At 71.4% G+C, this 24,823-nt stretch carries 24 protein-coding genes and 1 pseudogene; 14 read left to right on the top strand and 11 right to left on the bottom strand.

Annotated features, from left to right (window positions below):
- The first annotated feature begins 84 nt into the window (after positions 1-84).
- On the top strand, positions 85-2,727 hold the full coding sequence (locus ACQPZW_RS39605; protein WP_433791155.1) for an ATP-binding protein: 2,643 nt from the start codon (positions 85-87) through the stop codon (positions 2,725-2,727).
- A gap of 13 nt (positions 2,728-2,740) precedes the next feature.
- The gene (locus tag ACQPZW_RS39600) at positions 2,741-3,415 is read left to right on the top strand and encodes an MBL fold metallo-hydrolase (RefSeq protein ID WP_433791154.1); all 675 of its coding nucleotides are present in this window, start codon (positions 2,741-2,743) and stop codon (positions 3,413-3,415) included.
- A gap of 68 nt (positions 3,416-3,483) precedes the next feature.
- Here ACQPZW_RS39600 and ACQPZW_RS39595 read toward each other — a convergent pair whose 3' ends face one another.
- The 4 genes from ACQPZW_RS39595 to ACQPZW_RS39580 form a co-directional block, all read right to left on the bottom strand.
- On the bottom strand, positions 3,484-4,638 hold the full coding sequence (locus ACQPZW_RS39595; protein ID WP_433791153.1) for an LCP family protein: 1,155 nt from the start codon (positions 4,636-4,638) through the stop codon (positions 3,484-3,486).
- 78 nt (positions 4,639-4,716) lie between these two features.
- On the bottom strand, positions 4,717-6,354 hold the full coding sequence (locus tag ACQPZW_RS39590) for a RecQ family ATP-dependent DNA helicase (RefSeq protein WP_433791152.1): 1,638 nt from the start codon (positions 6,352-6,354) through the stop codon (positions 4,717-4,719).
- Positions 6,355-6,364: 10 nt separating this feature from the next.
- Positions 6,365-7,315 carry a TIGR03557 family F420-dependent LLM class oxidoreductase gene (locus ACQPZW_RS39585; RefSeq protein WP_433791151.1) on the bottom strand — a complete coding sequence of 317 codons (951 nt, stop codon included), beginning with the start codon at positions 7,313-7,315 and terminating at the stop codon, positions 6,365-6,367.
- A 15-nt stretch (positions 7,316-7,330) separates the two neighbouring features.
- Entirely contained in the window at positions 7,331-7,456 is a 126-nt protein-coding gene (locus tag ACQPZW_RS39580) for a hypothetical protein (RefSeq protein ID WP_275413259.1), read from the bottom strand.
- 121 nt (positions 7,457-7,577) lie between these two features.
- Between ACQPZW_RS39580 and ACQPZW_RS39575 the strand changes: the two genes are divergently transcribed.
- Positions 7,578-9,191, top strand: coding sequence for a glycoside hydrolase family 3 protein (locus ACQPZW_RS39575; protein ID WP_433791150.1), 1,614 nt, complete (start codon positions 7,578-7,580; stop codon positions 9,189-9,191).
- Between the two features lie 74 nt (positions 9,192-9,265).
- Here ACQPZW_RS39575 and ACQPZW_RS39570 read toward each other — a convergent pair whose 3' ends face one another.
- Positions 9,266-9,553, bottom strand: coding sequence for a GNAT family N-acetyltransferase (locus ACQPZW_RS39570; RefSeq protein WP_433791149.1), 288 nt, complete (start codon positions 9,551-9,553; stop codon positions 9,266-9,268).
- A 42-nt stretch (positions 9,554-9,595) separates the two neighbouring features.
- Here ACQPZW_RS39570 and ACQPZW_RS39565 point away from each other — a divergent pair, with 42 nt between their 5' ends.
- From ACQPZW_RS39565 to ACQPZW_RS39535, 7 genes are all read left to right on the top strand, one after another.
- The gene (locus ACQPZW_RS39565; protein WP_433791148.1) at positions 9,596-9,922 is read left to right on the top strand and encodes a hypothetical protein; all 327 of its coding nucleotides are present in this window, start codon (positions 9,596-9,598) and stop codon (positions 9,920-9,922) included.
- Between the two features lie 44 nt (positions 9,923-9,966).
- Positions 9,967-10,788 (top strand): DUF1206 domain-containing protein, encoded by an 822-nt coding sequence (locus tag ACQPZW_RS39560; protein WP_433791147.1) that lies wholly within the window; start codon positions 9,967-9,969, stop codon positions 10,786-10,788.
- 123 nt (positions 10,789-10,911) lie between these two features.
- The gene (locus ACQPZW_RS39555) at positions 10,912-12,093 is read left to right on the top strand and encodes a mechanosensitive ion channel family protein (protein WP_433791146.1); all 1,182 of its coding nucleotides are present in this window, start codon (positions 10,912-10,914) and stop codon (positions 12,091-12,093) included.
- A gap of 48 nt (positions 12,094-12,141) precedes the next feature.
- On the top strand, positions 12,142-12,576 hold the full coding sequence (locus ACQPZW_RS39550; protein WP_433797750.1) for a phage holin family protein: 435 nt from the start codon (positions 12,142-12,144) through the stop codon (positions 12,574-12,576).
- Between the two features lie 63 nt (positions 12,577-12,639).
- Positions 12,640-13,005 carry a DUF3618 domain-containing protein gene (locus tag ACQPZW_RS39545; protein ID WP_433791144.1) on the top strand — a complete coding sequence of 122 codons (366 nt, stop codon included), beginning with the start codon at positions 12,640-12,642 and terminating at the stop codon, positions 13,003-13,005.
- A complete protein-coding gene (locus tag ACQPZW_RS39540; RefSeq protein WP_433791143.1) occupies positions 13,005-13,277 on the top strand; it encodes a DUF4235 domain-containing protein in 273 nt (90 codons plus the stop codon). The genes ACQPZW_RS39545 and ACQPZW_RS39540 overlap by 1 nt, the downstream gene beginning before the upstream one ends.
- A 355-nt stretch (positions 13,278-13,632) precedes the next feature.
- Entirely contained in the window at positions 13,633-13,836 is a 204-nt protein-coding gene (locus ACQPZW_RS39535) for a cold-shock protein (protein ID WP_011905669.1), read from the top strand.
- Between the two features lie 126 nt (positions 13,837-13,962).
- On the opposite strand, the gene ACQPZW_RS39530 is transcribed toward ACQPZW_RS39535, so the two are convergent.
- Positions 13,963-14,193: a hypothetical protein gene (locus ACQPZW_RS39530; protein WP_433791142.1), complete on the bottom strand. Its 231-nt coding sequence runs from the start codon at positions 14,191-14,193 to the stop codon at positions 13,963-13,965.
- Complete coding sequence (locus ACQPZW_RS39525; protein WP_433791141.1) at positions 14,187-15,164, bottom strand: aldo/keto reductase; 978 nt, start codon at positions 15,162-15,164, stop codon at positions 14,187-14,189. The genes ACQPZW_RS39530 and ACQPZW_RS39525 overlap by 7 nt, the downstream gene beginning before the upstream one ends.
- A gap of 64 nt (positions 15,165-15,228) precedes the next feature.
- On the opposite strand from ACQPZW_RS39525, the gene ACQPZW_RS39520 reads away from it, so the two are divergent.
- Both ACQPZW_RS39520 and ACQPZW_RS39515 read left to right on the top strand, forming a co-directional pair.
- On the top strand, positions 15,229-15,972 hold the full coding sequence (locus ACQPZW_RS39520; protein ID WP_433791140.1) for a methyltransferase domain-containing protein: 744 nt from the start codon (positions 15,229-15,231) through the stop codon (positions 15,970-15,972).
- 11 nt (positions 15,973-15,983) lie between these two features.
- Positions 15,984-17,006, top strand: a complete 1,023-nt coding sequence (locus ACQPZW_RS39515) for an adenosine deaminase (RefSeq protein ID WP_433791139.1) — start codon at positions 15,984-15,986, stop codon at positions 17,004-17,006.
- Here ACQPZW_RS39515 and ACQPZW_RS39510 read toward each other — a convergent pair.
- The 4 genes and pseudogenes from ACQPZW_RS39510 to ACQPZW_RS39495 all read right to left on the bottom strand — a co-directional run bounded on the left by ACQPZW_RS39510 (position 16,997) and on the right by ACQPZW_RS39495 (position 21,735).
- The gene (locus ACQPZW_RS39510; protein ID WP_433791138.1) at positions 16,997-17,143 is read right to left on the bottom strand and encodes a hypothetical protein; all 147 of its coding nucleotides are present in this window, start codon (positions 17,141-17,143) and stop codon (positions 16,997-16,999) included. The genes ACQPZW_RS39515 and ACQPZW_RS39510 overlap by 10 nt on opposite strands.
- A 14-nt stretch (positions 17,144-17,157) precedes the next feature.
- Positions 17,158-19,278, bottom strand: a complete 2,121-nt coding sequence (locus tag ACQPZW_RS39505) for an RICIN domain-containing protein (protein ID WP_433791137.1) — start codon at positions 19,276-19,278, stop codon at positions 17,158-17,160.
- 344 nt (positions 19,279-19,622) lie between these two features.
- Positions 19,623-21,043 (bottom strand): annotated as a pseudogene (locus tag ACQPZW_RS39500) (HAMP domain-containing sensor histidine kinase).
- Positions 21,044-21,045: 2 nt separating this feature from the next.
- Positions 21,046-21,735 carry a response regulator transcription factor gene (locus ACQPZW_RS39495; protein WP_043525920.1) on the bottom strand — a complete coding sequence of 230 codons (690 nt, stop codon included), beginning with the start codon at positions 21,733-21,735 and terminating at the stop codon, positions 21,046-21,048.
- Between the two features lie 96 nt (positions 21,736-21,831).
- Here ACQPZW_RS39495 and ACQPZW_RS39490 point away from each other — a divergent pair, with 96 nt between their 5' ends.
- Positions 21,832-22,758, top strand: coding sequence for an ADP-ribosylglycohydrolase family protein (locus ACQPZW_RS39490; RefSeq protein WP_433791136.1), 927 nt, complete (start codon positions 21,832-21,834; stop codon positions 22,756-22,758).
- A 38-nt stretch (positions 22,759-22,796) separates the two neighbouring features.
- Positions 22,797-24,794, top strand: coding sequence for a threonine--tRNA ligase (gene thrS / locus ACQPZW_RS39485; protein ID WP_433791135.1), 1,998 nt, complete (start codon positions 22,797-22,799; stop codon positions 24,792-24,794).
- The last annotated feature ends 29 nt before the right edge of the window (positions 24,795-24,823 follow it).

Here is a 24,823-nt window from a genome sequence, read left to right as displayed (position 1 = left end):
GGGGCGGCGGCGGCCCGGGAAATCCGTGTCGGCTACCTAGCTCGACGGCCGGGGATACCTAGACCGGCACCTAGACTCCGCGGCATGACCCGGGCGCTGCTGGAGCGTGAGCACGAGCTGAGCGAGCTCGCCGCGGTCGCCCGGCGGGCCCTCGACGGCCACGGCTCGGTCGTGCTGATCACCGGCGAGGCCGGCATCGGCAAGTCCAGTCTGGTCGACGCGCTCCGCTCGGTGCTGCCGGCCGAGGGGCGGCTGCTCGTCGGCTACTGCGACGACCTGGCCACCCCTCGGGTGCTGGGGCCGCTGCGGGATCTGGTCGGCAAGGTCGGCTCGGGCCTGACCGAGGCGCTCGGCTCCGGCGACCGGTCCCGGGTGTTCGAGGCGTTCCGTGCCGAGCTCGACTGGCCCGGCCACCCGACCGTGCTCGTCGTCGAGGACCTGCACTGGGCCGACGAGGCCACTCTGGACGTGCTGCGGTTCCTGATCCGGCGGATCGCGGCGCTGCCGGTGGTGATGGTCGGCACGTACCGGGACGAGGAGATCGTCGCCGGCCATCCGCTGCGCGGGCTGCTCGGCCTGGCCGCCGGCACACCGATGCGCCGGCTGCCGCTGGCCCGGCTGTCGGCCGGGGCGGTACGCCGTCTCGTCGGCGGCCGTGGCCTGGACTCCGAGCGGGTCTACGCGGTCACGTCCGGGAACCCGTTCTTCGTCACCGAGGTCCTCGGCACCGGCGACACCGACGGCGTCCCGGCGACCGTCACCGAGGCCGTGCACTCCCGGCTGGAGGCCCTCGACGAGCCCTGCCGGGAGGCGTTGTCGCTGCTCGCCGTCATCCCGTCGGCGGTGGAGCGCTGGCTGGTCGACGCCGTGCTGCCGGGCGGGCTGGACGTGCTGGCCGCCGCCGAGCAGCGCGGCATGCTCACGGTCACCCCGGCGCGTGTGCAGTTCCGTCACGAGCTGATGCGCCGCGCGGTCGCCGCGTCGATGCCGGCCACCCGCCGGATCGCCGCGAACCGGGCCGTGCTGACCGCCCTGCGCGAGCACGGTGACGCCGACCTGTCCCGGCTCGTGCACCACGCCGCCGAGTCCGGCGACACCGGCCTGATCGTCCACTATGCACCGGCCGCCGCGGCGGAGGCGTCCGCGGCCGGCTCACACCGGGAGGCGGCCGCCCACTACCGGCTGGTCCTGGAGCACCGGGCGGCGTTCCCGCCGGCCGGGCGGGCGGATCTGCTGGAGGCCTACGCCGAGGAGTGCTACACCCTCGGGCAGGCCGAACCGGCCGTCACCGCCCAGCGGGAGGCGGTCGCCCTGCGCCGCGCCCTGCCCGGCCCGGTCGCTCTCGGGCTGGCGCTGCGCCGGCTGTCCCGCGTCAACTGGTACTGGGGCGACCGCCCGGCCGCCGAGACCGCCGCCACCGAGGCCGTCGAGGTGCTGGAGACGGCCGGTGACGACGCCGCCCTCGCCTTCGGTCTCAGCAACCAGTCACAGCTGCACGCCCTCGGCGGCCAGACCGACGCCGCCGTGGTCGCGGGGGAGCGGGCCATCGCCCTGGCCCGGGCCACCGGCTCCACCGGGGTGCTGTCGCACGCGCTGAACAACGTCGGCTACGCGCTCTGGGACCGCGACGACCCGCGCGGCCGCGACCTGCTGGAGGAGAGCCTGGCCGTCGCCCGGGCCGCCGGCGAGACCGACCACGCGTGCCGCGCCTACACCAACCTGGCCTGGCATCTGATCGACGACCTGCGGCTGCGGGAGGCAGGGGAGCTGCTCGACGAAGGGATGGCGTATGCGGAGCGCACCGAGGTCCTCGGGTTCCTGCGCTACCTGCACATCACCCGCTCGATGGTGCACCTGCACCTCAGCGAATGGGACGACGCCGAACGCCACGCCCGCTGGGAGGAGAACGCGCCCACCATGATGCGGGCGCCCGCGCTCGTGGTGCTCGGCCTGATCCGGGCCCGCCGTGGCCTGCCCGGCGCCGAGACGCGCCTGGCGGAGGCGTGGGAGATCGCCCGCGGCATCGGCGAGGCGCAGCGGATCGGCCCGGCGGGCGCGGCGATGGCCGAGGCCGCCTGGCTGCGCGGTGATCCGTCGGTCGCCGACCGGCTGACGCCGGTCTTCCAGCGGACGCTCTCCAGCGAGGGCGGGCGGCGGCTCGGCGCGTTCAGCTTCTGGCTGCATCGGCTGGGCGCCGACATCCACATCCTTGCGCCGTACGACCTACTGGCACCCGATAGACCGGCGGCCGATCGTCCGTCCTCTGATCGCGCGGCTGCCGGTGCGCGGGCGGCGGCGGCGCGCTGGGGTGCGGCCGGCTGCCGGTACGAGCAGGCCGTCGCGCTCGGGTGCAGTCCCGCCCCGGAGGACCTTCTCGGCGCGATCCGGATCCTCGACTCGCTGGACGCCACCGCGCTGGCCCGTCACATCCGCGCCGACCTGCGGGACCGTGGCGTCGCCCGGATCCCGCGCGGCCCGCAACCGGCGACCCGTGACAATCCGGCCGGGCTGACCGGTCGTCAGGCCGAGGTGTTGCGCCTGCTCGCCGACGGGCTGAGCAACCCGGAGATCGCCGGCCGCCTGGTCCTCTCGGTCCGCACCGTCGACGCCCACGTGGCCGCGGTCATGGCGAAACTGGCGGCCCGTACCCGCCGGGAGGCGGTGGGGCGCGCACGGGCTCTCGGGCTCCTGCCCGCCGCCCGGCTGGGCGAGCCCCGGGACGGCTGAGAGAATCGTCGTCGTGCGAGAGGTGGTCGACGGGGTCTTCGAGCTCCGCGTGGGTTATGTCAACGTGCACGTCGTCGTCACCGACGACGGTGTGGTCCTGATCGACACCGGGCTGCCGGGCCGGTCACCGCTGATCGAGCGTGGCCTCAAGGGCATCCGGCGTTCTCTCGGCGAGGTGACCGCGATCCTGGTCACCCACCATCACCCCGACCATGTCGGCAGCCTGGCCGCCCTGCGCGAGCAGACCGGCGCCCGGGTGATCGCGCACGCCGCCGAGGTCCCGTGGATCGGCGGTCACATCCCGCCCGTGCAGCCGACAGGCGTCCTGGCCAAGCTGGCGGCCCGGTTGATCGGCACGGTCCAGCCCACGAAGGTCGACCAGCTGATCACCGCCGACGGCTCCGAGCCGCTGCCCGGGTTCACCGCTCTGCACACGCCGGGCCACACCCGCGGCCACGTCTCGTTCCTTCTGGACCGGGCCGGTGGTGTCCTCTTCGCCGGCGACGCCGCGGGCAGCAGCCGGGGCCGGGTGTCCGCCCCGCCGAGGGCGGTGACGGCTGATCCGGTCCGGGCCGGTGAGAGCCTGGCCCGCCTGGCCGAGCTGGAGTTCGACCACGCCGTCTTCGGCCACGGAGGAGCCGTCTCCGGCCTGGCCGTCGAAGCCTTCCGGAAGGCCGTCGCCGGCTGAGACCTGAAGGACCGCGGGCCGCCTGCCGTCCCCTGCCGCGCCTGGGAGGCCGCGCGGGGCCCGGGGGGTCAGTTCGTCTCGTTGATGTACGTCGGATGGTCCATCAGGAACGCCGCCACCCGGTCCTCGGTGACCGCCTTGAAGAACTCGTCGACCCCCGGCAGGAACCGCTCACCCAGGTAGCCGCCGTCGTAGACGCCCTCACCCGGCAGCTTCACCGTGATCATGTCGTCGATGTTCAGCGCTTTGAGCTCGAACGCCCAGTCCACGATGGTGTGGCCGCCGCCGGCGAAGGTGAGCGAGTCGCCGGCCGCGTCCATCACGTCGAGCAGCGTGCCCGGGCTGGTGAGGACGTCCCGGCTCATCGCCTGCTTCGCCATCGCCTTGATGAACTGCTGCTGGTGCCGCTGCCGGTCGTAGTCGGTCATGTCCTCGCCGTACCGCTGGCGCACGTAGTCGAGCGCCTCCCACGCCTGCAGCCGCACCGGCTCGGCGCTCTTCTTGTACATCTTCTGCGGCCCGGTGTAGGGCCGCATGCAGGCGGCCGACGTGTGGTCGTATCGGCAGCGGGGGATCCGGTCGCGGGTCGAGCCGTCCGGCTTGAGGTGCTCGGACCGGACGTCCATGTCGATGACCATCTCGACGCCGCCCATGGCCTCGACGATCTTCTTGAAGCCGCCGAAGTTGACGATGGCGCCGGCGTCGAACTTCTTGATCCCGGTCACCGTGCCGACGGTGGTCGCGAGCAGCTGGAAGCCCTGTGCCGCGCTGTACTTGCCGTCGCCGAGGCGGCTGCCGTACGCCATCGCGGCGTTGATCTTCGTCCGGTCGGCGCCGGTGCCCGACTTCGCGAAAGCCGGGATGTCCACCCGCAGGTCACGGGGCATCGAGAAGAGGTACGCGCTGTGCCTGTCCCGCGGGATGTGCGCGATCACGATCGAGTCGGCCAGCGGCGCGGTCTGCTCGTCACGCGGGTCGATGCCGACGAGCAGGATGTTGACCGCTCCATCGATGTCGGACTCGACCTCGGCGGCCTCGGCGGCCTGAGCGGGTTTGGCCACGATCGGGGCGAGCAGGCTCTCGTCGGTGACCTTGTCGGTGTACTTCGCGACGAGAGCCTGACCGGCGACGAGGGCCCCGCCACCGGCCAGCAGCACCACCGCGCCCACACCGACGCAGATCCGAGCCCACAACGGCGATCGTCGTTTGGTCGACGCAGCCATGTCCGCCTCCCCCGTACCGGCATCGTGCGCATGATGGCACACCCGCGCAACACGGTGGGAGCGCTTCCGGCCCGGTGACTACTCGACGGTCAGGAGTTGTTGCTCCACCACCACCGGGACGGAGAGGGTCTTGTAGCCGACGGAGTCGAACAGCACCGTCATCCGGTCCTCTTCGTAGTTCATCACCATGCCGCCGCCCCATTCGCCGTGCACGACCCGCGCGTGCACCGGGAACGGGCCTTCCGGCTCGGCGTCGGCGATCTCCTGGGCGGTGCCGTCGGCGCAGTTGTCACAGTGGCCACACGGCTTCTTCAGGTCTTCACCGAAGTACGCCAGCAGCGTCTCGGTGCGGCACTGCCGGGACTGGGCGAAGCCACGCATCATGTCGGTCCGGGACCGCATGACCGTCTGCTGCCGCTCGTACTCCGTACATGCGGCCTCGGCCGCCGCGGCCGGGAGTGGCGCGCGCGCCGGGACGGTCAGCTTGTGGCCGGAGCCGGCCCGGACCGCACCGACCTGTTCGAGCAGGTTGAGGTACTGCGCGAGCTTGCGGGGCCCGAGGCCGGTCGCCTTCTGCAGCGCGGTCTTGGAGGCCGGTCCCTTGTGCAGCTCGCCGGCCAGCTCGCGCAGCTCGTCGATGTCGGGGGAGCCGCCCTGGAAGAACCGCTGGATCGCCTCGTCCTCGGAGCGCCACAGCAGCAGCGCGCGGGCCTGTTCGCCGTCGCGGCCGGCCCGGCCGATCTCCTGGAAGTAGCTGTCCGGGGAGTCGGGCAGGGCGACGTGCGCGACCCACCGGATGTTCGGCTTGTCGATGCCCATGCCGAACGCCGACGTCGCCACCATGATGTCGACCTTGTCGTCCTGGAACTCCTCGTGGCGCTGCTCGCGCAGGCCGGAGGCCATACCGCCGTGGTAGTAGGCGGCCGGGTATCCGGACGAGGTGAGACGCTCGGCGAGCTCCTCGGCGGCGCGGCGGGTGGCGACGTAGATGATGCCGGGCCGCTGCTCCTCGTCGAGCATCGTGGTCAGCTTGCGCCACCGGTAGTTGTCGTCCGGGCAGTACGCGACCTCGAGGAACAGGTTGCGCCGGTCCAGGCCCGAGACGTGGATCTCCGGCTTGTTCAGGCGCAGCCGGGCGATGATGTCCTCGCGGACGGGTGGCGACGCGGTCGCGGTGAGCGCCAGGATCGGTGGCCGGCCGATCTGCTTGATCATGTCGCCGAGCGCGAGATAGTCGGGGCGGAAGTCGTGTCCCCAGGCGGAGATGCAGTGCGCTTCGTCGACCGCCACCAGGCCGGGCTTGAGCGCCCGCACCTCGGCCTGCCGCTCCGGGTTGCTGAGCTGCTCCGGGGTGATGAAGAGGAACTCCGCCTCACCCCGGCGGACCGCCTCGATCGCCTCGCGCTGCTGGTTGGGGGTCTCCTGCGAGCTGACCCGGACCGCACGCACCTTCGTGTCGCCGCGGTCGTTGAGGGCGGCGATCTGGTCCTGCTGGAGGGCGAGCAGCGGCGAGATCACCACCGTCGGGCCGGGCAGCAGCACGGCCGGGATCTGGTAGATCGCCGACTTGCCGGCGCCGGTCGGGAGCACCACGAGGGCGTCCTTGCGGCGCAGCACGGCGCGCATCGGCTTGAACTGGCCGGGCCGCAGTGTGCGCCAGCCGAACTGGTTGCGGGCGACCCGGCGCAGGCGGGGGCCGTAGATCGGCAGTTTCATCGAGGGGAGGCTATCCGATCTTCGGGAGGATCTCACGGGCGTACAGGTCGAAAAGGCCCTGGTAGTGCGGGCCGGAGTTGGCGACGTAGATCTCGTCGAAGCCGGCGTCGGCGTACTGGCCGATCATCTCGAGGTGCTTCTCCGGGTCGTTGCCGCAGACGAACGTCTCGGCCACCATCTCCTGGGTGACCAGTTGCGACGCCTGCTCGAAGTGCTTGGGGGTGGGCAGCACCTGGGAGAGCTCGCCCGGCACGCCGGCGTTGGGCCACTTCTCGAACGCGATCCGTGCGCCCTCCTCGGCGGTGTCGGCGAACGCCGCCTTGAAGCCGCCCTGCGCGATCTTGCTCCCGCCGCCGGCCTTGCGGAACTGCTCGACCATGCCGCCGTCGGGCATGACGCTGACGTAGCCGTCACCGATCCGGCCGGCGACCTCGATCGCCTTCGGCCCGAAACCGGACACCAGGATCTCGACCGGCTGCTCCGGCAGCGTGTAGATCCGGGCGTTCTCCACGGTGTAGTGCTTGCCGTGGTGGGAGAAGCTCTTCCCGGTCCAGAGGCCACGCATGATCTCGACGGCCTCCTCCAGCATCTCCAGCCGGACGTCCGTCTCGGGCCACGCGTCACCGAAGATGTGCTCGTTGAGCGCCTCGCCGGTGCCGACGCCGAGCCGGAAGCGGCCGCCGGTGAGGACCGCGCTGGTGGCGGCGGCCTGGGCGATGACGGCCGGGTGGATGCGGACGGTCGGGCAGGTGACCGCCGTGGTGATCGGCAGGCTCGTTGCCTGGCTCAGTGCGCCGATCATCGACCACACGAAGGCGCTCTGGCCCTGGGCGTCCACCCATGGGTGGTAGTGGTCGGAGATCCACAGACTTCGGAAGCCCGCGCGCTCCGCGCCTTTCGCCTGCTCGATGAGCTCGGCGGGCGAGTATTCCTCGCTCGACAGGAAGTATCCGATGCGCATGGCGCCCCGGTACCCCTATTTGCCTCCGAACATGCGGCGGATCGCCCAGAGCAGGAAGAGGACGGCGAGGGCGATGCCGAGGAGGCGGACGGCGTGTACCTCGGACCAGTCGACACCTGTTGCGGCGAGTGGAGTGAGCACGTGCACATCCTAGCGATCGGGACGTCACAGCAAATAGAAAGGTTTGTTGACTAAAGTCTGCGGGGGGTGTGACCATAGGTCCCGTAACGGGGGACCGAACGCATCGGAGGTACGGGGGCTCATGTCCATTCACGGCGAATTGCCGGAACTGGCAGCTGCAGTACTGCAACCGGGCTTCGCGGGGACGACCGCGCCGGACTGGGTCCGCCGCTGGCTCGGCGCCGGGCTCGGGGGAGTCGCCCTCTTCGCCCGCAATGTGGAGTCACCCACACAGGTGGCCGCCCTCACCGCGCAGCTCCGCTCCGAATACCCCGATGTGATCGTTGCCATCGACGAGGAGGCCGGTGACGTCACCCGGTTCGAGTCACGGCACGGCAGCTCCCGCCCCGGCAATCTGGCGCTCGGGGCGGTCGACGACGCCGAGCTGACCGAGGCGGTCGCCCGCGATCTGGGCCGGGAGCTGGCCGACGCCGGCATCACGCTCGACTACGCCCCGGACGCCGACGTCAACAGCAACCCCAACAACCCGGTCATCGGGGTACGGGCATTCGGCGCCGAGCCTCGACTGGTGGCCCGCCACACCTCGGCCTTCATCCGCGGGCTCCAGTCCGCCGGGGTCGCCGGCTGCGCCAAGCACTTCCCCGGTCACGGCGACACCGCTGTCGACTCGCACCACGACGTGCCGGTGATCGCCCGCTCCGAGGCCGAGCTGGCCGCCTGCGAGCTGGTCCCGTTCCGGGCGGCGATCGCGGCCGGCGCGCAGGCCGTGATGACCGGCCACCTGCTGGTCCCGGCCTGGGACCCGGAGCTGCCGGCCACCCTCAGCCCGCGCATCCTGACCGGTCTGCTCCGCGAGGAGCTCGGCTTCGACGGCCTGATCGTCACCGACGGCATCGAGATGCAGGGTGTGCGCCGGCGCTACGGCCTGGAGGGCGCCACCGTCCGCGCGCTCGCCGCCGGGGTCGACGCGATCTGTGTGGGCGGCGACCACGCCGACGAGCAGACCGCCGTCCGGCTGCGGGACGCGATCGTCGCCGCGGTCCGGTCCGGGGAGCTTCCCGAGGAGCGGCTGCGCGACGCCGTCGCCCGGGTCCGCCGGCTGGCCGCCTGGACCACCCGCACCCAGGTCGCGACCGGCGCCCGCGCGATCGCCGACGCCGCGGCGAGCGCCCAGGTCGCCGTGCTCGGCTCGACGCTCGGTTTCGCGCCCGGCGCCGAGGTCCCCGAGCTCGGCTCGACGGTCGGTTACGCGGCCGCGCGCCGGGCGGTCCGGGTGACCAGCACGGACGCCGGCCCCGCTCTGCCGGTCTCCGGCATCCCGCACGTGGTCGAGTTCGCGCCGCCCCGCAACATCGCGATCGGCAGCGAGACCCCGTGGGGTGTCGGCGACCCGCTCGCCGAGCTGCTGCCCGGCACCACCGCGGTCCGTTTCGAGGCCGGCGACCTGGAGCCGCTGGCCGACCCGGCGGTGCCGGTGCTGGCCGGCTCCGGCGACCGCCCGCTGGTCCTGGTGGTCCGTGACGTGCACCGCCACCCGTGGATCGAGCGGACGCTGGCCGGCGTCCTCGCGGTCCGGCCGGACGCGATCGTCGTCGAGATGGGCATCCCGGTCACGGTCGCCGGCGGCGTGCACATCGCCACCCATGGCGCGACGCGCGCGCTGGGCCGGGCCGCTGCCGAGATCATCGCCGGCGTGGACGTGCCCGAGCCGGCGCCGCAGCCGGTGGCCGCCTGAGCCTCCCATCCCCGGGTATGGCGCTCACCCGTGTCCCAGCGTGCCCGGGACGCCGGTGAGCGCCATACCTCTCTTCAGCGGGTCGCCACCAGATCCCGGTAGTCGGGGTGCTCGCCGATCCACTTGGCGAAGAATGGGCAGGATGGGATGACCCGGTCCCCGCGTTCGCGGATCTGGTCGAGGGTCTGCCGGGCCAGCTCGCCGGCCAGGCCACGGCCGCGCATCGGTGGCGCGGTCTCGGTGTGCAGGATGTTCACCACGCCGTCGCGCAGACGGTAGGTGGCCAGCGCGCCCACCTCGCCGTCGACGACGAGTTCGAATCGGTGCTCGGCGCTGTTGTCGCGGACCAGGTAATCGCTCACTCTTGTCACCTTAGGTTTGCTCGTACCCCGTACCGTGAAAGGGTGTTGATCTCTATGCCGCGCCGCCGCATCGCCACCGCCGTCGCCTCGGCCGTCCTCGGCCTCGGCCTGCTCACCGGGTGTGGTGACGACGTCAGCTGTGGCCTCGACCAGTGCACCGTGACCATCGCCCGCGAGACCAACGCCAGCGTCGAGGTGCTCGGGGTGGAGGCCAAGTTCGTCTCCGCCGACGACAACACGGTGACCCTGGACGTTGCGGGCGAGCAGATCCAGCTCACCAAGGGCCAGCAGGCCGTCGACGTCGGTGGCCTCCAGGTCTCGCTGTCGAGCGTGACGCAGGACAACATTCAGATCGAAGTGTCCCGCTGACGCCCTACGTTTGACGATCGTCGCCGCTGGTCACATTGGTGGGCATGACCGCAGCCTCGAACGTCAAGCACACCGCGTCACGGGCCGCCGAGAGCAAGCCCCTGGAGCTTCTCGCTCGAGGCGGCTTCATCGGATACGGCATCATCCACCTGCTCTTCGCCTGGATCGCGCTCCAGGTGGCCATGGGCGGCTCCGGACAGGACAGTGATCAGTCCGGAGCCCTGCAGACCATCGCTCAGCAGCCGTTCGGCAAGACGTTGCTGATCATCATCGCCGTCGGCCTGATCGCGATGGCGATCTGGCAGGCCTTCGAGGCCGCGATCGGCGAGAGCGGCCCACAGGACCGCCGGGCGATGGCCGAGCGAGTCCTCTCCGGCGCCCGCACGATCCTCTACGGCTACCTCGCCTGGAACGCCATCAAGGTGATCCAGGGTGCGAAGTCCTCGATGGGCGACAGCAACTCGAGCAACGCCTCCGGCCTGCTGGACTCCCAGAGCGGCCGCCTGCTGGTGGGTCTGATCGGCCTGGTGGTCCTCGGCATCGGTGTCGGTATGGCCTACTACGGCTACAAGAAGAAGTTCACCCGCCACCTGAACACCCAGCAGATGCCGGCCGGCTCCCGCCAGACGATCATCCGCCTGGGCATGGCCGGTTACATCAGCAAGGGCGTCGCCTACGCCATCGCCGGTCTCCTCGTGGTGATCGCCGCCGTCAACTACGACCCGGAGAAGGCCCGTGGCCTGGACGCCGCGCTGAAGACGCTGGCCGGATACTCCTGGGGCGTCTGGCTCCTGGCTCTGATCGCCGCCGGTATCGCGGCCTTCGGCGTCTACTGCCTCGCGCAGGCCAAGTACCGCAAGATCTGACACTGGCGGAACCCCGGCGGCGGATGTGAGCTATCTCTGACATCCGCCGCTGCCGTGTCTCTCGTCCGCCCCACGGGCAAGGCTGGATGCCGGCCGTAACAGCGTCCGTGGGAAGGAAACGAATTGTCCAGCGTTGTGACCGCTCCGCTCGCCGTCGCCGGCGCCGCGGTGGTGGCGATCGTGTTCTGCGAGATCGTCCACTGGATCGTCAAACGGATCGGGCGCCGGTCCGCGCTCGCCGCCGATCTGGCCCGCACGATGCACCGGCCGTTCCTGGCGACCGTCACCCTGACCACGGTCCAGCAGGCCGTCCGGATCTGGGCCGGTGACTTCCCCGGCCGATCCGGCGTGGTGCACGCGCTCGTGCTGCTCTGCATAGCTGCCGCCGCCTGGCTGGTCGGCGCCACCCTGCTGGTGCTGGAGGACATGGCGCTGGCCCGGTGGCGCACCGACGTGCCGGACAATCTGAAGAGCCGGCGCATCAAGACCCAGGTGGTGATGCTGCGCCGGGTCACGGTGGCCGCGATCGTGGTGCTGACCATCGGCGTCATGCTGATGACCTTTCCGGACATCCGGGCGCTCGGCGCCAGCGTGCTCGCCTCGGCCGGCCTGATCAGCGTGGTCGCCGCCCTGGCCGCGCAGAGCACCCTGGGCAACGTGTTCGCCGGGCTGCAGCTGGCCTTCAGCGACGCGATCCGGGTCGACGACGTGGTCGTGGTGGAGCAGGAGTGGGGCCGGATCGAGGAGATCACCCTGACCTACGTGGTCGTGCAGATCTGGGACGACCGGCGACTGATCCTCCCGACCTCGTACTTCACCACCAAGCCGTTCCAGAACTGGACGCGGACGTCGTCGGCGGTGCTGGGCACGGCCGAGATCGACGTGGACTGGGCTACCCCGGTCGAGCCGGTACGGGCCGAGCTGCAACAGGTCTGTGAGGAGTCGGACCTGTGGAACGGCAAGGTCTGCGTGTTGCAGGTGACCGAGGCGATCGACGGCCGGATCCGGCTGCGGGCGCTGGTCAGCGCCGACGACGCCGGCGCGCTGTGGGACCTGCGGTGTCTGGTCCGCGAGCGGCTGGTCGGCTGGATCTGGCAGAACCAGCGGGCCGCGGTGCCCCGGATGCGCGCCGAGGTCGGACAGGCCCCGCCCTCGCCGGTCGCGCCGGCGCCGCGGCACGACCCGGACGAGACCTCGGACGCCGACTCCGAGGCGGGCCGCGTCTTCAGCGGCGGCCTGGACGGTGACGCCCGTGGTGTGGTCTTCGGGGGGCCCGTCCCGGTTGCGTCCGAGAGCAAGGATTGAGGGAGCTCTGAACAGGGCATACCCCGATCACACGGAAAGGGGGACATGATGGCCGATGTCGTGAACGGCGTTCCCGTCCGGCCGACCGCCCAGAAGTCGACCGCGGAGCTGGTGCAACAGGCCAGTGAGCAGCTGAGCCGTCTGGTCCGGGACGAGATCGCCCTGGCCAAGGCCGAGCTGGCGGAGAAGGGCAAGCGGGCGGGCATCGGCGCCGGCCTGTTCGGCGGCGCGGGCGTGCTGGCGATGTACGGGCTGGGTGCGGCGATCGCGACCGGGATCATCGCCCTGGATCTGGTTCTGCCGCTCTGGCTGGCCGCGCTGATCGTCACGGTGGTGCTCTTCGTGATCGCGGGCGTGCTGGCGCTGCTCGGCAAGAGCCAGATCAGCCGGGCGGTTCCGCCGGAGCCGCTGTCCGCGATCGAGAGTGTCAAGGCCGATGTCGACGAAGTGAAACATGCGGTCAAGGAGCGTGGCAGGGCATGAGTGATCGACGGGCGACCGCGCCCGTACCTGTCAGCGTTCTCAAACCCGGAGAGGCGGAGAGCCATGAGTGAGAAGAACGGGTCCGCCGCCAAGCCGGACCTGGTGGCGCTGCGGCAGGACATCAGACAGACCCGTGCCGATCTCGGTGAGACGGTGCAGGCGCTGGCCGCACGTGCGGATGTGAAGGCTCGCGCCCGCGAGCAGGTGCAGGAGACCAAGCAGCGGGTGCTGACGCAGGCCGCCGCGATGACCGGACGGGTGCGCGAGGCCGCGGCCGGCGCCACCGACCGGGTCCGCGAGACACCGCCGCGGGAGCTGGCTCAGCAGGCCGGGGAGCGGGTGCGCTCCAATCCGATGCCGACGATGCTGCTGATCGCCGGTCTGGCGGCGGCGGCCGGGATCATCCTGATCATTCGGGGGAGGCGCTGATGGCGGGCAAACTGTCGAAGGTCGCACTGAAGCCGGTCAACGTGGCGATGGGTTTCGCCGCCGGTGCGGCCGCCGGTTTCCTCTTCAAAGAAGTGTGGAAGCTGGTCGCCGGAGAGGACGACGCCCCCGACGCCGGCGACCCGGATCGTAGTTGGGGCGAGATCCTCACCGCGGCCGCGTTGCAGGGCGCGATCTTCGCGGTCGTGAAGGCGGCGGTCCACCGTGGTGGCGCCATCACCACCCAAAAACTGACGGGCACGTGGCCCGACTAGATCATCTGTTGTATAGACAAGTGTCTTGGCGGCCCCTCGCTTCGATCCCGACTCGTTCGGTAGAAGTGGGGGGCCTTTTCCATATCGGTCATCCATTATTGGATTCCTTCGAGGGGCAGCTTTACGGCCCGTTTTTCGGGTACAGTGTGGCCAGTTTTTGCGTACGTGGTTCGCTAGCTTCTGCTAGGCCCGCGCGACGTCGGCCCCATCCCGGGAGGGTCGACAGGTGTCACGAGGGCCGTGTGGATGGGACGTCCTCTGAAAGGCCGCCTCGCGGTACCGCTGCTCGAAAACGGTCATCGGCCCCGCGCTGCCGTGGTTGGGCGGGCCGGCATTTTCAGAAGGAGAGTTCAGCATGGCGCAAGGAACCGTGAAGTGGTTCAACGCAGACAAGGGCTTCGGCTTCATCACCGTCGACGGCGGGGGTGCTGACGTGTTCGTCCACTTCTCGGCCATCCAGACGAGCGGTTACCGCACTCTGGAGGAGAACCAGCGGGTCGAGTTCGAGATCGCCCAGGGCCAGAAGGGCCCGCAGGCGGAGCAGGTTCGCCCGCTCTGAGACCTTATCTAAGCCGGTCGTGAGACCGGTTCGCCGGCCGCCTGGCGGAGGCCGGCCCGACCGTGGCCCCGCACCCTCCACGAGGTTGCGGGGCCTCTTTCGTGCAGGGGTCCGGACCCGCCGGGCTCAGCCCTGCCCGCGGGACCGCCGGCGCATGCCAAAGATGATCAATAGCAGACCGACAACGATCAGCGTGCCACCGATCGCCGCCCATACCGTCTGCCCGCTCATCAGGCTGTCGTCGAGGTAGTCCAGACCCTGAAGCGTCCACACACCACCGAGTACGAGGGCGACCAGACCCAGAGCCATGGTGAGCCAGCCTCTCAACTGCGGCGGCTCGGTTTCATTGTTCACCATTTGTCGTGCACCTGCGGGCGAATCAACTCATCGTAGACCGCAGTGATCATTTCTCGGGTTTCCGGCGAGAGTGCGGCAAGATCGGCCGCCGCGGCGTTCGCCCGCGCCTGTTCCGGGTTACGGGCCCCCGGGATCACGGCGGTGACGCCCGGCTGATCGATGATCCAGCGAAGGGCGAATTGCGCCATCGTCGCGCCGGCCGGGACGAGCGGCCGCAGCCGGCCCACCGCCTCCAGGCCGACCCGGAAGTCCACACCGGAGAAGGTCTCGCCGACGTCGAACGCCTCACCGTGGCGGTTGTAGTTGCGGTGGTCGTCGGTGCTGAACGTGGTGCTCTCGTCGTAGCGCCCGGAGAGCAGGCCGCTGGCGAGCGGAACCCGGGCGATGACGCCGACCCCGGCGGCGGCGGCGGCCGGCAGCACCCGCTCGAGCGGCTTGAGACGGAACGCGTTGAGGATGATCTGCACGCTGGCGACACCGGGCCGGGCGATCGCGGCGAGGGCCTCGTCGACCTTCTCGACGCTCACCCCGTACGCCGCGATCCGCTTCTCCTCGACCAGGGTGTCCAGAGCGTCGTAGACCTCGTCGGAGTGGAACACCGCAGTGGGCGGGCAGTGCAGCTGCACCAGGTCCAGCGTGTCCACACCGAGGTTGGCCCGGGAGCGGTCGGTCCAGGCCCGGAAATTGTCCAGGCTGTAGTTGGCGGGCTCCTGGGGCAGCCGGCGGCCCATCTTGGTGAAGACGGTCAGGCCCGGGTGGTCGGAGAGGAACGAGCCGATGATCTGCTCGCTGCGGCCGTCACCGTACACATCCGCGGTGTCGATGAAGGTGACCCCGGCGTCGACGGCGGCCTGCAGGGTGGCGTGCGCGTCGGCCTCGCTGACGTCACCCCAGTCCGCCCCGAGCTGCCAGGCGCCCAGTCCCACGACGCCGACGGTCCGGCCCAGCCTACGGAAGCTTCGTTTTTCCACCTCGTGACCCTACCGCTCAGCTGATAGGTTCAAACAAGACGTACGTACGGTTTAGGAGGCTGCCATGTGGGACCCCGCCGTCTACCGGCGTTTCGGCGCCGAGCGCTCCCGCCCGTTCTTCGACCTCGTCGCCCGGATCGGCGCGGACCGGCCCCGGGCCGTCGCCGACCTCGGCTGCGGTCCGGGGGAGCTCACCCGGACCCTCGCCGAGCGCTGGCCGGGCGCCCGGGTCACCGGGATCGACTCATCCGCCGAGATGATCGCCAAGGCCGCCGCCGAGCCCGGGCCGGCCGAGTTCCGGCTCGGTGACATCGCCGGCTGGCGCCCGGAGCCGGACGTCGACGTCGTGGTCACCAACGCCGCCCTCCAGTGGGTGCCGGGGCATCAGGAGATGCTCGCCCGCTGGGCACGCGAGCTGCCGGCCGGGGCGTGGCTCGCGATGCAGGTGCCGGGCAACTTCGACAGCCCCGGCCATCGGGCCGCACGCGAGCTGTCACCGGTCGAGCTGCGGGCCGACCCGGTCTCCGACGCCGCCGGATACGCCGAGATCCTCACCGCGGCCGGGGCGGCAGTCGACGCGTGGGAGACGACCTACCTGCACCTGCTTCCCGCCGACGGGCCGGAGCACCCGGTGCTGCGCTGGATGGAGGGGACCGCCCTGCGCCCGGTCCGCGCGGCCCTCGACGACGACGCCTGGGCCGCGTTCCGCGCCGCGCTGACCGACCGGATCATCGCCGACCATCCGGTGCGCCACGGCCTCGTGGCGTTCCCGTTCCGCCGTATCTTCGTGGTGGCTTCTATTCAGTAGGGGGAACACTCTTGACCGACCTGACGTCGTTCATCGCCGGCCTGCCCAAGGCCGAGCTGCACGTCCACCACGTCGGCTCGGCGTCGCCGCGGATCGTCGCCGAGCTGGCCGCCCGGCACGAGGGCAGCTCACCGGTGCCGGCCGACCCGGCGCTGCTGGCCGACTACTTCGAGTTCCGGGACTTCGCGCACTTCATCGAGATCTACCTGAGCGTCGTCGACCTGATCCGCGACGACGAGGACGTCCGGCTGCTCACCTACGAGATCGGGCGGGAGCTGAGCCGGCAGAACGTGCGGTATGCGGAGCTGACCGTCACGCCGTACTCCAGCGTGCGCCGGGGCATCGCGGCCAAGGCGTTCTGCGAGGCGATCGAGGACGCCCGTGCCGGGGCCGCCCGCGACTTCGGGGTCGACCTGCGCTGGTGCTTCGACATCCCGGGCGAGGCCGGTCTGGCGGCGGCCGAGGACACCCTGCGGATCGCCCTCGGCGAGCGACCCGACGGTCTGATCAGCTTCGGACTGGGTGGGCCGGAGATCGGGGTGCCGCGGCCGCAGTTCAAGCCGTACTTCGACGAGGCCCGCGCGGCCGGCCTGCACAGCGTCCCGCACGCCGGCGAGACCACCGGCCCGGAGACCATCTGGGATGCGCTGCGCGAGCTCGGCGCCGAGCGGATCGGCCACGGCATCGCCGCCGCGCAGGACGAGCGGCTCATGGCCCACCTCGCCGAGCACGGGATCCCGCTCGAGGTGTGCCCGACGTCCAACCTGCGGACCCGGGCCGTCGCCGACATCGAGGAGCACCCGATCGTCACGCTCGTGGCCGCCGGGGTCCCGGTCAGCGTCAACTCCGACGACCCACCGATGTTCGGCACCACCCTGGAGCAGGAGTACGCGACGGCCGCCCGGCTGCTGAAGCTGGACACCACCGGCGTCGCGGACCTCGCCCGCGACGCCGTCCGGCACAGCTTCCGCTCGCCCGAGGGCAAGGCCGCGCTGCTCGCCGAGATCGACGCCTACGCCGCCGCTCAGGGGTAGAGGGGATCCTGCCAGCAGGCGACCATCGTCAGGGTGCCGATGGTGAGGATCGTCAGCCACCTCACCAGTCGCCGCCGGGTGAACCGGGCCGGATTGTCGTCCGGCTCGGTCCCGCGCTTACTCAGCACATCGGGCATCGCTTCTTCTCCCGTCAGTCCGGGACAGCAGTCCAGCTCTGGTGCCGCTGCTCGGTGTCCTTCTGCAGTACCAGCACGCGTTGCGTGCCGAAGCGCTGGGCGCCCACCCCGATCACCAGGTCACCGGAGGCGGCGCGGATCGTGAAGCCGTACGCGGAGGCCCGCAGCGCCCACCGGGCCGCCGTGCCGGACCTGCAGTCGCCCTGCACCAGCGGCGCCCCGGCGATCACGTCGCCGCCGAGCGGTATCACGCAACGGTTGCTCGCCTTCGACACCAGCGAGTACGTGTTGTTGCCGGCCGGCACCAGCTGCCACTGCTGCTGGGTGCCGCCCTCGTCGCTGCCGAGCGTGACCGGCGTGCCGTCGGTGGAGCGGGCCGCGTACAGGTCGGCCGCGCCGCCGGTCAGCGAGTTGGTCAGCACGAACCACGAGTTCTGCACGGGGCTGGCCGCCGGCGCCGTCTGCGCGGTGCCCTTGGCCAGGTAGTCGAGCTTGCGGTTCCGGACCTGCACCAGGTATTTCGCGTCCGGCTTGAGGCCGATCAGGCGGGCCCGGGTGGCGCGGGTGGTGGCCACCGGCTCACCGTCGACCATGACCTCGTAGTCGGTGTCCTTGCCGGCGGCGCTCCAGATCAGCCGGACCGATCCGCTGGTCGCCTCCCGGATCTCCAGGACCGCCTGCGCGCCGTCGTTGGTGACGCCGGGCGGCGCGCCGACACCGCCATCACCGGTGCCGCCGGGAGGACCGGCGGTCGGGCGCTGCTGGGCGACCGGGGTCACCGCGATCTTCGGGCCTGGCGCCGAGGCGGCCGGGTCCGGGATGGCCGGCACGGTCGCCGAGCCGCTCGGGCTCGGGGAGACGGAGACGCTCGCGCCGGGCGCCGGGGTACCGGCCGCGGGGCCGCTCGCCGACGGGGCCACCGACGGCTGCGGGGCCGGCGCCTCCTGGGCCGGCACTGCGGCGCCGGGCACGTCGGGGATGTCGTCGCCGCCGTCGCTGCGCAGCAGGAACTCGCTGAGCGCCACGTTCCAGTGCGTCGCCAGGTAGCTGTCCGGCTCCGGGTTGGTGCTGAAGTAGTCGTCGTGACCGCAGTCGAGGCGGTTGTCGTTCTTCTTCGGGCACACGTTCTTCACCGGCTTGCCGGTCCGGTCCCGACCGCAGAGCAGGTCGTACTCGTCGAGGCAGCTGCCCGCGCCGGTCGCGTTGGGCGAGTCGGTCAGCACCGCGCCGAGGGCGTGGGTCAGCTGGTGGGCGGCCATCGCGGCGCTCCAGCAGCCCGAGTCGACCCGGGAGTACGACGGGCCGCCGTTGTTGCGGTTGCCGCGGCCGGGACGGGTGTCGTTGAGGTAGGTGGAGATGCCGCAGTAGAGGTTCGTGTCGGCGAACATCAGATACTTGCGGTCGGTGCGGTTGTAGCCGAGGCTGCGCAGCGCGTCGATGGTCGAGGCGAACGAGCGCAGCGAGCCGTCCGGCAGCTGGACCTCGGCCACGTCCGGGCGGCACTCCGGCGTCGTCACGTACCGGATGTGGCGCGAGCCCCCGGTCTCGCCGGCGCTGGCGTCGTAGATCGCGTCGACCCCGGCGGCCCAGGTACGGAACGAGTTGAGGAACCTGCCGTACCGGCTGGCCGACGCCGACTCGTGCAGGTAGAGCAGCTGCACCCGCTTGCCGGTACGGCCGTCGCCGGCGCAGGCCACGTCGTCCGGGCCGAGGATGAAGTCGGCCTGACCGGGCGCGGCGTCCGGGATCAGGGCCGGCGCGTCCGCGGTGATCGCGCTGCCGCCCTCGTCGCGGGCGATCTCGGCGTCGCCGGGCACGCCACCGGTCTCCCGGCGGACCACGGTCACCTCGTCGCTGCCCGCGGTCACCGGGGCGACGGCACGGCGGACGGAGAGGCCGTCCGGCGCCGGGTCGGGACCGTGCGTGCAGGTCTCCTCGAACACCAGGTACGCCCCGGCGCAGACCGAACCGGACGACGCCAGCTTCAGCCCGCTGTAGACGAGTCCCTGCTCGGGAGCGTCGGTGGGCAGCGCGGTCAGCGAGTAGTCGTCCTTCGGCGGCCCGTAGTTGATCACGCTGGGGCCGACCACCCCGCCGACGCCGAGCAGCGCCAGGCCGAGGGCTACCGGAAGCATCCGGAAGGTAGCGGAGCGTGCCTGCGGCGGCTTCGGGGTCCCCGCCGCGCGGCGCCGTCCAGACGGCGACCCGCGGAACGTCGGCCGGCGATGCGCGGACACGGCGTCTCCTTGTCGAGCGGGTTGGCGGTGGGAGGGGTCCATGGGGTGACCGCCTCCCACCGCGCGCTGGCCTCGCGGATCGCGGCGATGGGGACGCGCTGTGGGTTGCGATCCGGGGGGCCGGATGGGATCGAACGGAACATTGCCAGCCTGCGCCGAGAAGGGGAACCTTCTTAAAGCAGATATAAGCAAGCGCTGTGTCTTTCGGGGGACACGGTCCTCGTGGCGATGGAAGCCCTTGCTCATTCCCGTCCTCGTTGCCAGCGTCGTCGTACCGGATCGCGGTCGCGTGTCGGCCGGCCCCGCCCGACCAACCCGAACCGGCTCGGCTGTTTCGGGGTGGCGTCCGCGTCCGCCAGCAGCATCACCACGCTCGCCCCACCCATCGCGGCCCGGTCCAGACTGCACGAGCCGCCGGTAGCCTGAGCCACCCGGCGGGCGATGTCCAGCCCCAGACCGGTGGAACCCTGCTCGCTCTGGCCGCGGCGCAACGCTCTCTCAGGGTCCGGGATGCCCGGGCCGGCGTCGTCGATGCGCAGCGCCACCCAGCCGTCACGGCGCGAGAGCGCCACCTCGAAGGCGGTGCCCTGCGGGGTGTAACGGAACACGTTGCCCAGCACCGCGTCCAGCGCGGCGGCCAGCTCGGCGCGGGCCACCGGGACCGGGATGCGCAGGTGCGCGCCGACCACCCGGTACTGCCGGTCCTGGTCGGAGGCGAGCGCCGACCAGAACATCATCCGCTCGCGGACCACCTCGCTGGCGTCGCAGAGCCCGTCCTCCGGCTCGGCGGCGACCCGGTCCGCGACGGCCTGCCGGGTGGTGGTGATCAGGTGGTTGACCTCGTCCTCCAGGGTGGCGATGGCGGTCCGGATCCGCCGGATGCCGCGGCGCCGGTCCACCTCGTCGGCGGTGAGATCGATGATCTGGGTGTCGTCCGGGTCGAGGGCCTCGGCGTCCAGTCGCAGCGCGGTCAGCGGGGTCCGCAGCCGGTGCGACAGGTCGGCGACCAGCTCACGCTCGTCGGTCCGGGAGGTGACCAGGCGGTCGGCCATCCGGTTGAAGGCGTAACCGGCCTCGGCCAGTTCCCGGGGCCGGACGGCTGGATCCGCATCTCCAGGTCGCCGTCACCGACCGCCAGCGCGGCGTCGACCAGGTTGCGTGCCGAGTTCACGGCGCCGCGGGCCAGCCGGTCCACCACCACGACGGCGCCGCCGACCAGCACCACGGCCAGGCCGAGCAGCAGCCACCAGTCACGCGCGGTGTTGTGGTCGAGCTCCGCGTCCGGCACGAAGGCCTCGACGACCAGGGTCTTGGAGCCCACGGTCACCGGCTGGAGCCGGACCATGCCGCCGTCGACGTCCTCGGTCGTCGGCTCGGGCGCGACCGCGGCCCGGTCGATCAGCCCGGCGTCGGCCCGCCCGCCGGTGGAGGCGGCCAGGCCCGGAGTGTGCACGACCGGGGAGCCACCGGCCGCGGCGACCGCGGCGGCGACACCCTTCTCACCGGCGCCGGCCGCGATCGCGCCGGCCACCGTCGAGGTGCGCTGGGCGGCCTCGGCCAGGGCGGCCTCGCGGTGGTCGTTGCGCAGCTCCCAGCCGAGCGGGACCAGGAAGACGAGCGCGGCGACGGCGGTCGTGGCGGCGGTGGTGTACGCCAGCCGCAACCTCAGTCCGGCGCCACCAACCGGAATCCGACCCCCCGCACGGTGCGCAGGTAGCGGGGCTTCGCCGCGGACTCGCCCAGTTTCCGGCGAAGCCAGTACAAATGCACGTCGATGGTCTGGTCCTCGCCGACCGATGGCTGTCGCCATACCTCCTCCAACAGCTCACGACGGGAAACCACTCGGCCCGGGCGGGCGGCGAGGTAGGCCAGCAGGTCGAACTCCTTGCGGGTCAGCGCCAGCGGCTGATCGCCGAGGGTGGCGCTGCGCTCGCCGACGTCGACGCGCAACTCGCCCACCTCGTGCACGGCCGGCTGCGCGGCGCGGCTGGCCCGGCCGACACGGCGTAGCACCGTGGCTATCCGGGCGTCCAGATGGGCGCCGGTGAACGGCTTGACCATGTAGTCGTCGGCGCCGGCCCGCAGCAGGCGCACGACGGTCTGCTCGTCGTCGCGCGCGGTGGCGATGATGATCGGCACGTCGGTGATGCCGCGGAGCATGCGCAATGCGTCCGACCCGTCCAGGTCGGGCAGCCCGAGATCGAGAACGACCAGGTCGGGCGTCTCGGCGGCGACCCGCCGGAGCGCTTCCAGGGCGGTGCCGACGGCGTGCACGGCGTGCCCCCGGTCGGCTAGCGAACGGAGCATGGCGCCGCGCACGACATGGTCGTCTTCGACGAGCAACACCGTGGCCATGCGAAGACGTTAGCGTCCCCGGCAACGAGAACCTAAAGGGTGATCGAACGAGAGTCTTTGATGACGCTCAGTGATGGAATACGATCCGAAGTACCGATGTCATTCACACTTTTCCCCGGTACCCGCCTCGCCCTCGCCCTGGACAGCCTCGCCGGCCTCAGCGTCGGTGACGCGCTCGGAGCGCAGTACTTCGTGCCCGGCAACAAGCCCTCCGACCTCCTCGACGCCCGGGTGCCGGCCGCCCCCTGGGAGTGGACCGACGACACCGAACAGGCCTGTTGCCTGGTGGCCACGCTGGCCGACGGCGACTTCGACCGCGACGCCTTCGCCGAGCTGCTGGCGCAGCGGTTCGAGCCGTACCGCGGCTACGGGCCGGGCGCGGTCGTCATGCTCCGGGAGATCCGGGAGGGCCTGCCCTGGCCGATCGCCGCCGCCGCGGCGTTCAACGGGCAGGGCTCCTGTGGCAACGGCGCGGCGATGCGGGCCGCGCCGCTGGGCGCCTGGCATGCGGACTCCCTGGCCCATGCGGCGATTCAGGGGGTACGCGCAGCCGAGGTCACCCACGCGCACCCGGAGGGCATCGCGGGTGGCGTGGCGGTGTCGGTGGCCGCCGCGTACGCCGCCGCCGCCCGCCTCAACGGCCACCGTCCCGACCCGGGCCGGTTGCTGCGTGCCGCGGCCGCGCACACCGCGCCGAGTGTGGTCCGTGACGGGCTCACCACGACCGTCCGGGGCGGTGTCGAGGAGGCGGCCGAGCGGCTCGGCAACGGCGGCCAGGCGACCGCGCAGGACACCGTGCCGTTCGCGCTCTGGGTCGCCGACCGCTACCTGGACGACTTCCCCGCGGCCGTGGCGGCGTGCGTGGTCGCGGGCGGCGACGTCGACACCACGGCCGCGATCGTCGGGGGAGTGGTGGCGGCGTACACCGGGATCGACGGCATCCCGGGTGACTGGATCGCCCACCGGGAGCCGCTCCCGGCGTGGCTTGCCGCCGCGAGTGGGGAGCAATCCGCAGGCGGATAGCATCAGGGCGACTCATCACCGTCTGAATGGAGATCACCGTGTCTGCACCCCGTACACCCGTCGCGGCCGACCCCCTAGTCGTCCCGGCCGGGACTACGGCGGCCGACGCGGTGGCCGCCGCCGGGCTCCCCGCCCACGGGCCGAAGGCGGTCGTCGTGGTCCGCGAGGCCGACGGCCGGCTGCGCGACCTGGCCTGGGCGCCGGCCGCCGACACCGAGGTGACCCCGGTCGGCATCGACACTCCGGACGGCCTCGACGTGCTGCGCCATTCGGCGGCGCACGTGCTGGCGCAGGCCGTGCAGGACGTGTTCCCGGAGGCGAAGCTCGGCATCGGCCCGCCGATCCGGGACGGTTTCTACTACGACTTCGATGTGGAGAAGCCGTTCCAGCCCGACGACCTGGCGAAGCTCGAGAAGCGGATGCAGGAGATCGTCAAGGCCGGTCAGACCTTCCGCCGGCGTGAGTACGCCTCCCTCGACGAGGCGAAGGCGGAGCTCAAGGACGAGCCGTTCAAGCTCGAGCTGGTCGACATCAAGGGTGACGTGGACCCGGAGGCCGCGGCGGTCGGCGCCGGCGAGCTGACCCACTACGACAACCTCGATAAGGACGGCAACCGGGTGTGGGGCGACCTGTGCCGCGGCCCGCACCTGCCGTCGACCCGGCTCATCCCGGCGTTCAAGCTGATGCGGTCGGCCGCCGCGTACTGGCGTGGCTCGGAGAAGAACCCGCAGCTGCAGCGGGTCTACGGCACGGCGTGGCCGTCGCGGGACGAGCTCAAGGCGTACCTCACCCGTCTTGCCGAGGCCGAGCGCCGTGACCACCGCAAGTTGGGCACCGAGCTGGACCTCTTCTCCTTCCCCGATGAGATCGGGTCGGGTCTGGTGGTCTTCCACCCGAAGGGTGGCGTGATCAAGCGCGAGATGGAGGACTACGTCCGCGCCCGCCACATCGAGGAGGGCTTCCAGTACGTCGGTTCGCCGCACATCACCAAGGAGGGCCTGTTCCACACCTCGGGCCACCTGCCGTACTACAAGGACACGATGTTCCCCCCGATGGAGCTGGAAGGGGCGAACTACTACCTCAAGGCGATGAACTGCCCGATGCACAACCTGATCTTCAGGTCGCGCGGGCGGTCCTACCGTGAGCTGCCGATGCGCCTGTTCGAGTTCGGCACGGTCTACCGCTACGAGAAGTCCGGTGTGGTGCACGGCCTGACCCGGGTGCGCGGCCTGACCCAGGACGACTCGCACTCGTACGTGACCGCCGAGCAGGCCCCGGCCGAGATCAAGCACCTGCTGAACTTCGTGCGCTCGCTGCTCGACGACTTCGGCCTGGACGACTACTACCTGGAGCTGTCGACCCGCGACCCGGACAGCTCCAAGTTCATCGGCACCGACGAGCAGTGGGAGAAGGCCACCAAGGTCCTGTCGGACGTGGCCGAGGAGTCCGGCCTCGAGCTGGTCCTGGACCCGGGCGGCGCGGCCTTCTACGGCCCGAAGATCAGCGTGCAGTGCAAGGACGCGATCGGGCGTACGTGGCAGATGTCGACCATCCAGTACGACTTCAACCAGCCCGCCGGGTTCGGTCTGGAGTACCAGGCGGCCGACGGCACCCGCCAGGAGCCGGTGATGATCCACTCGGCGAAGTTCGGCTCGATCGAGCGGTTCTTCGGTGTGCTGGTCGAGCACTACGCGGGCGCGTTCCCGGCCTGGCTGGCGCCGGTGCAGGTGGTCGGCATCCCGATCCGCGACGACCACGCCGACTACCTGGCCGAGTTCGTCGACAAGCTCAAGAAGGCCGGCATCCGTGCCGAGGTGGACTACTCCACCGACCGGATGCAGAAGAAGATCCGGACCGCGCAGCAGCAGAAGATCCCGTTCATGGCGATCGCCGGCGACGACGACGTGAGCGGTGGCACCGTGTCGTTCCGCTACCGGGACGGCTCGCAGCGCAACGGCGTCTCGATCGACGAGGCCGTCGCGCACGTGGTCGAGGTGGTCCGCTCCCGTACCAACATCGGGCCGTCCGCCGCCTGATCTTCGCCGCGGCCGGTTTCCCGCCATGG

The organism is Actinoplanes sp. CA-252034, assembly GCF_050956125.1.
In the GTDB taxonomy this organism is placed as follows: domain Bacteria; phylum Actinomycetota; class Actinomycetes; order Mycobacteriales; family Micromonosporaceae; genus Actinoplanes.
Note: the sequence above shows the minus strand (reverse complement) of the source record. Positions and strands in the feature narration are given on the sequence as shown.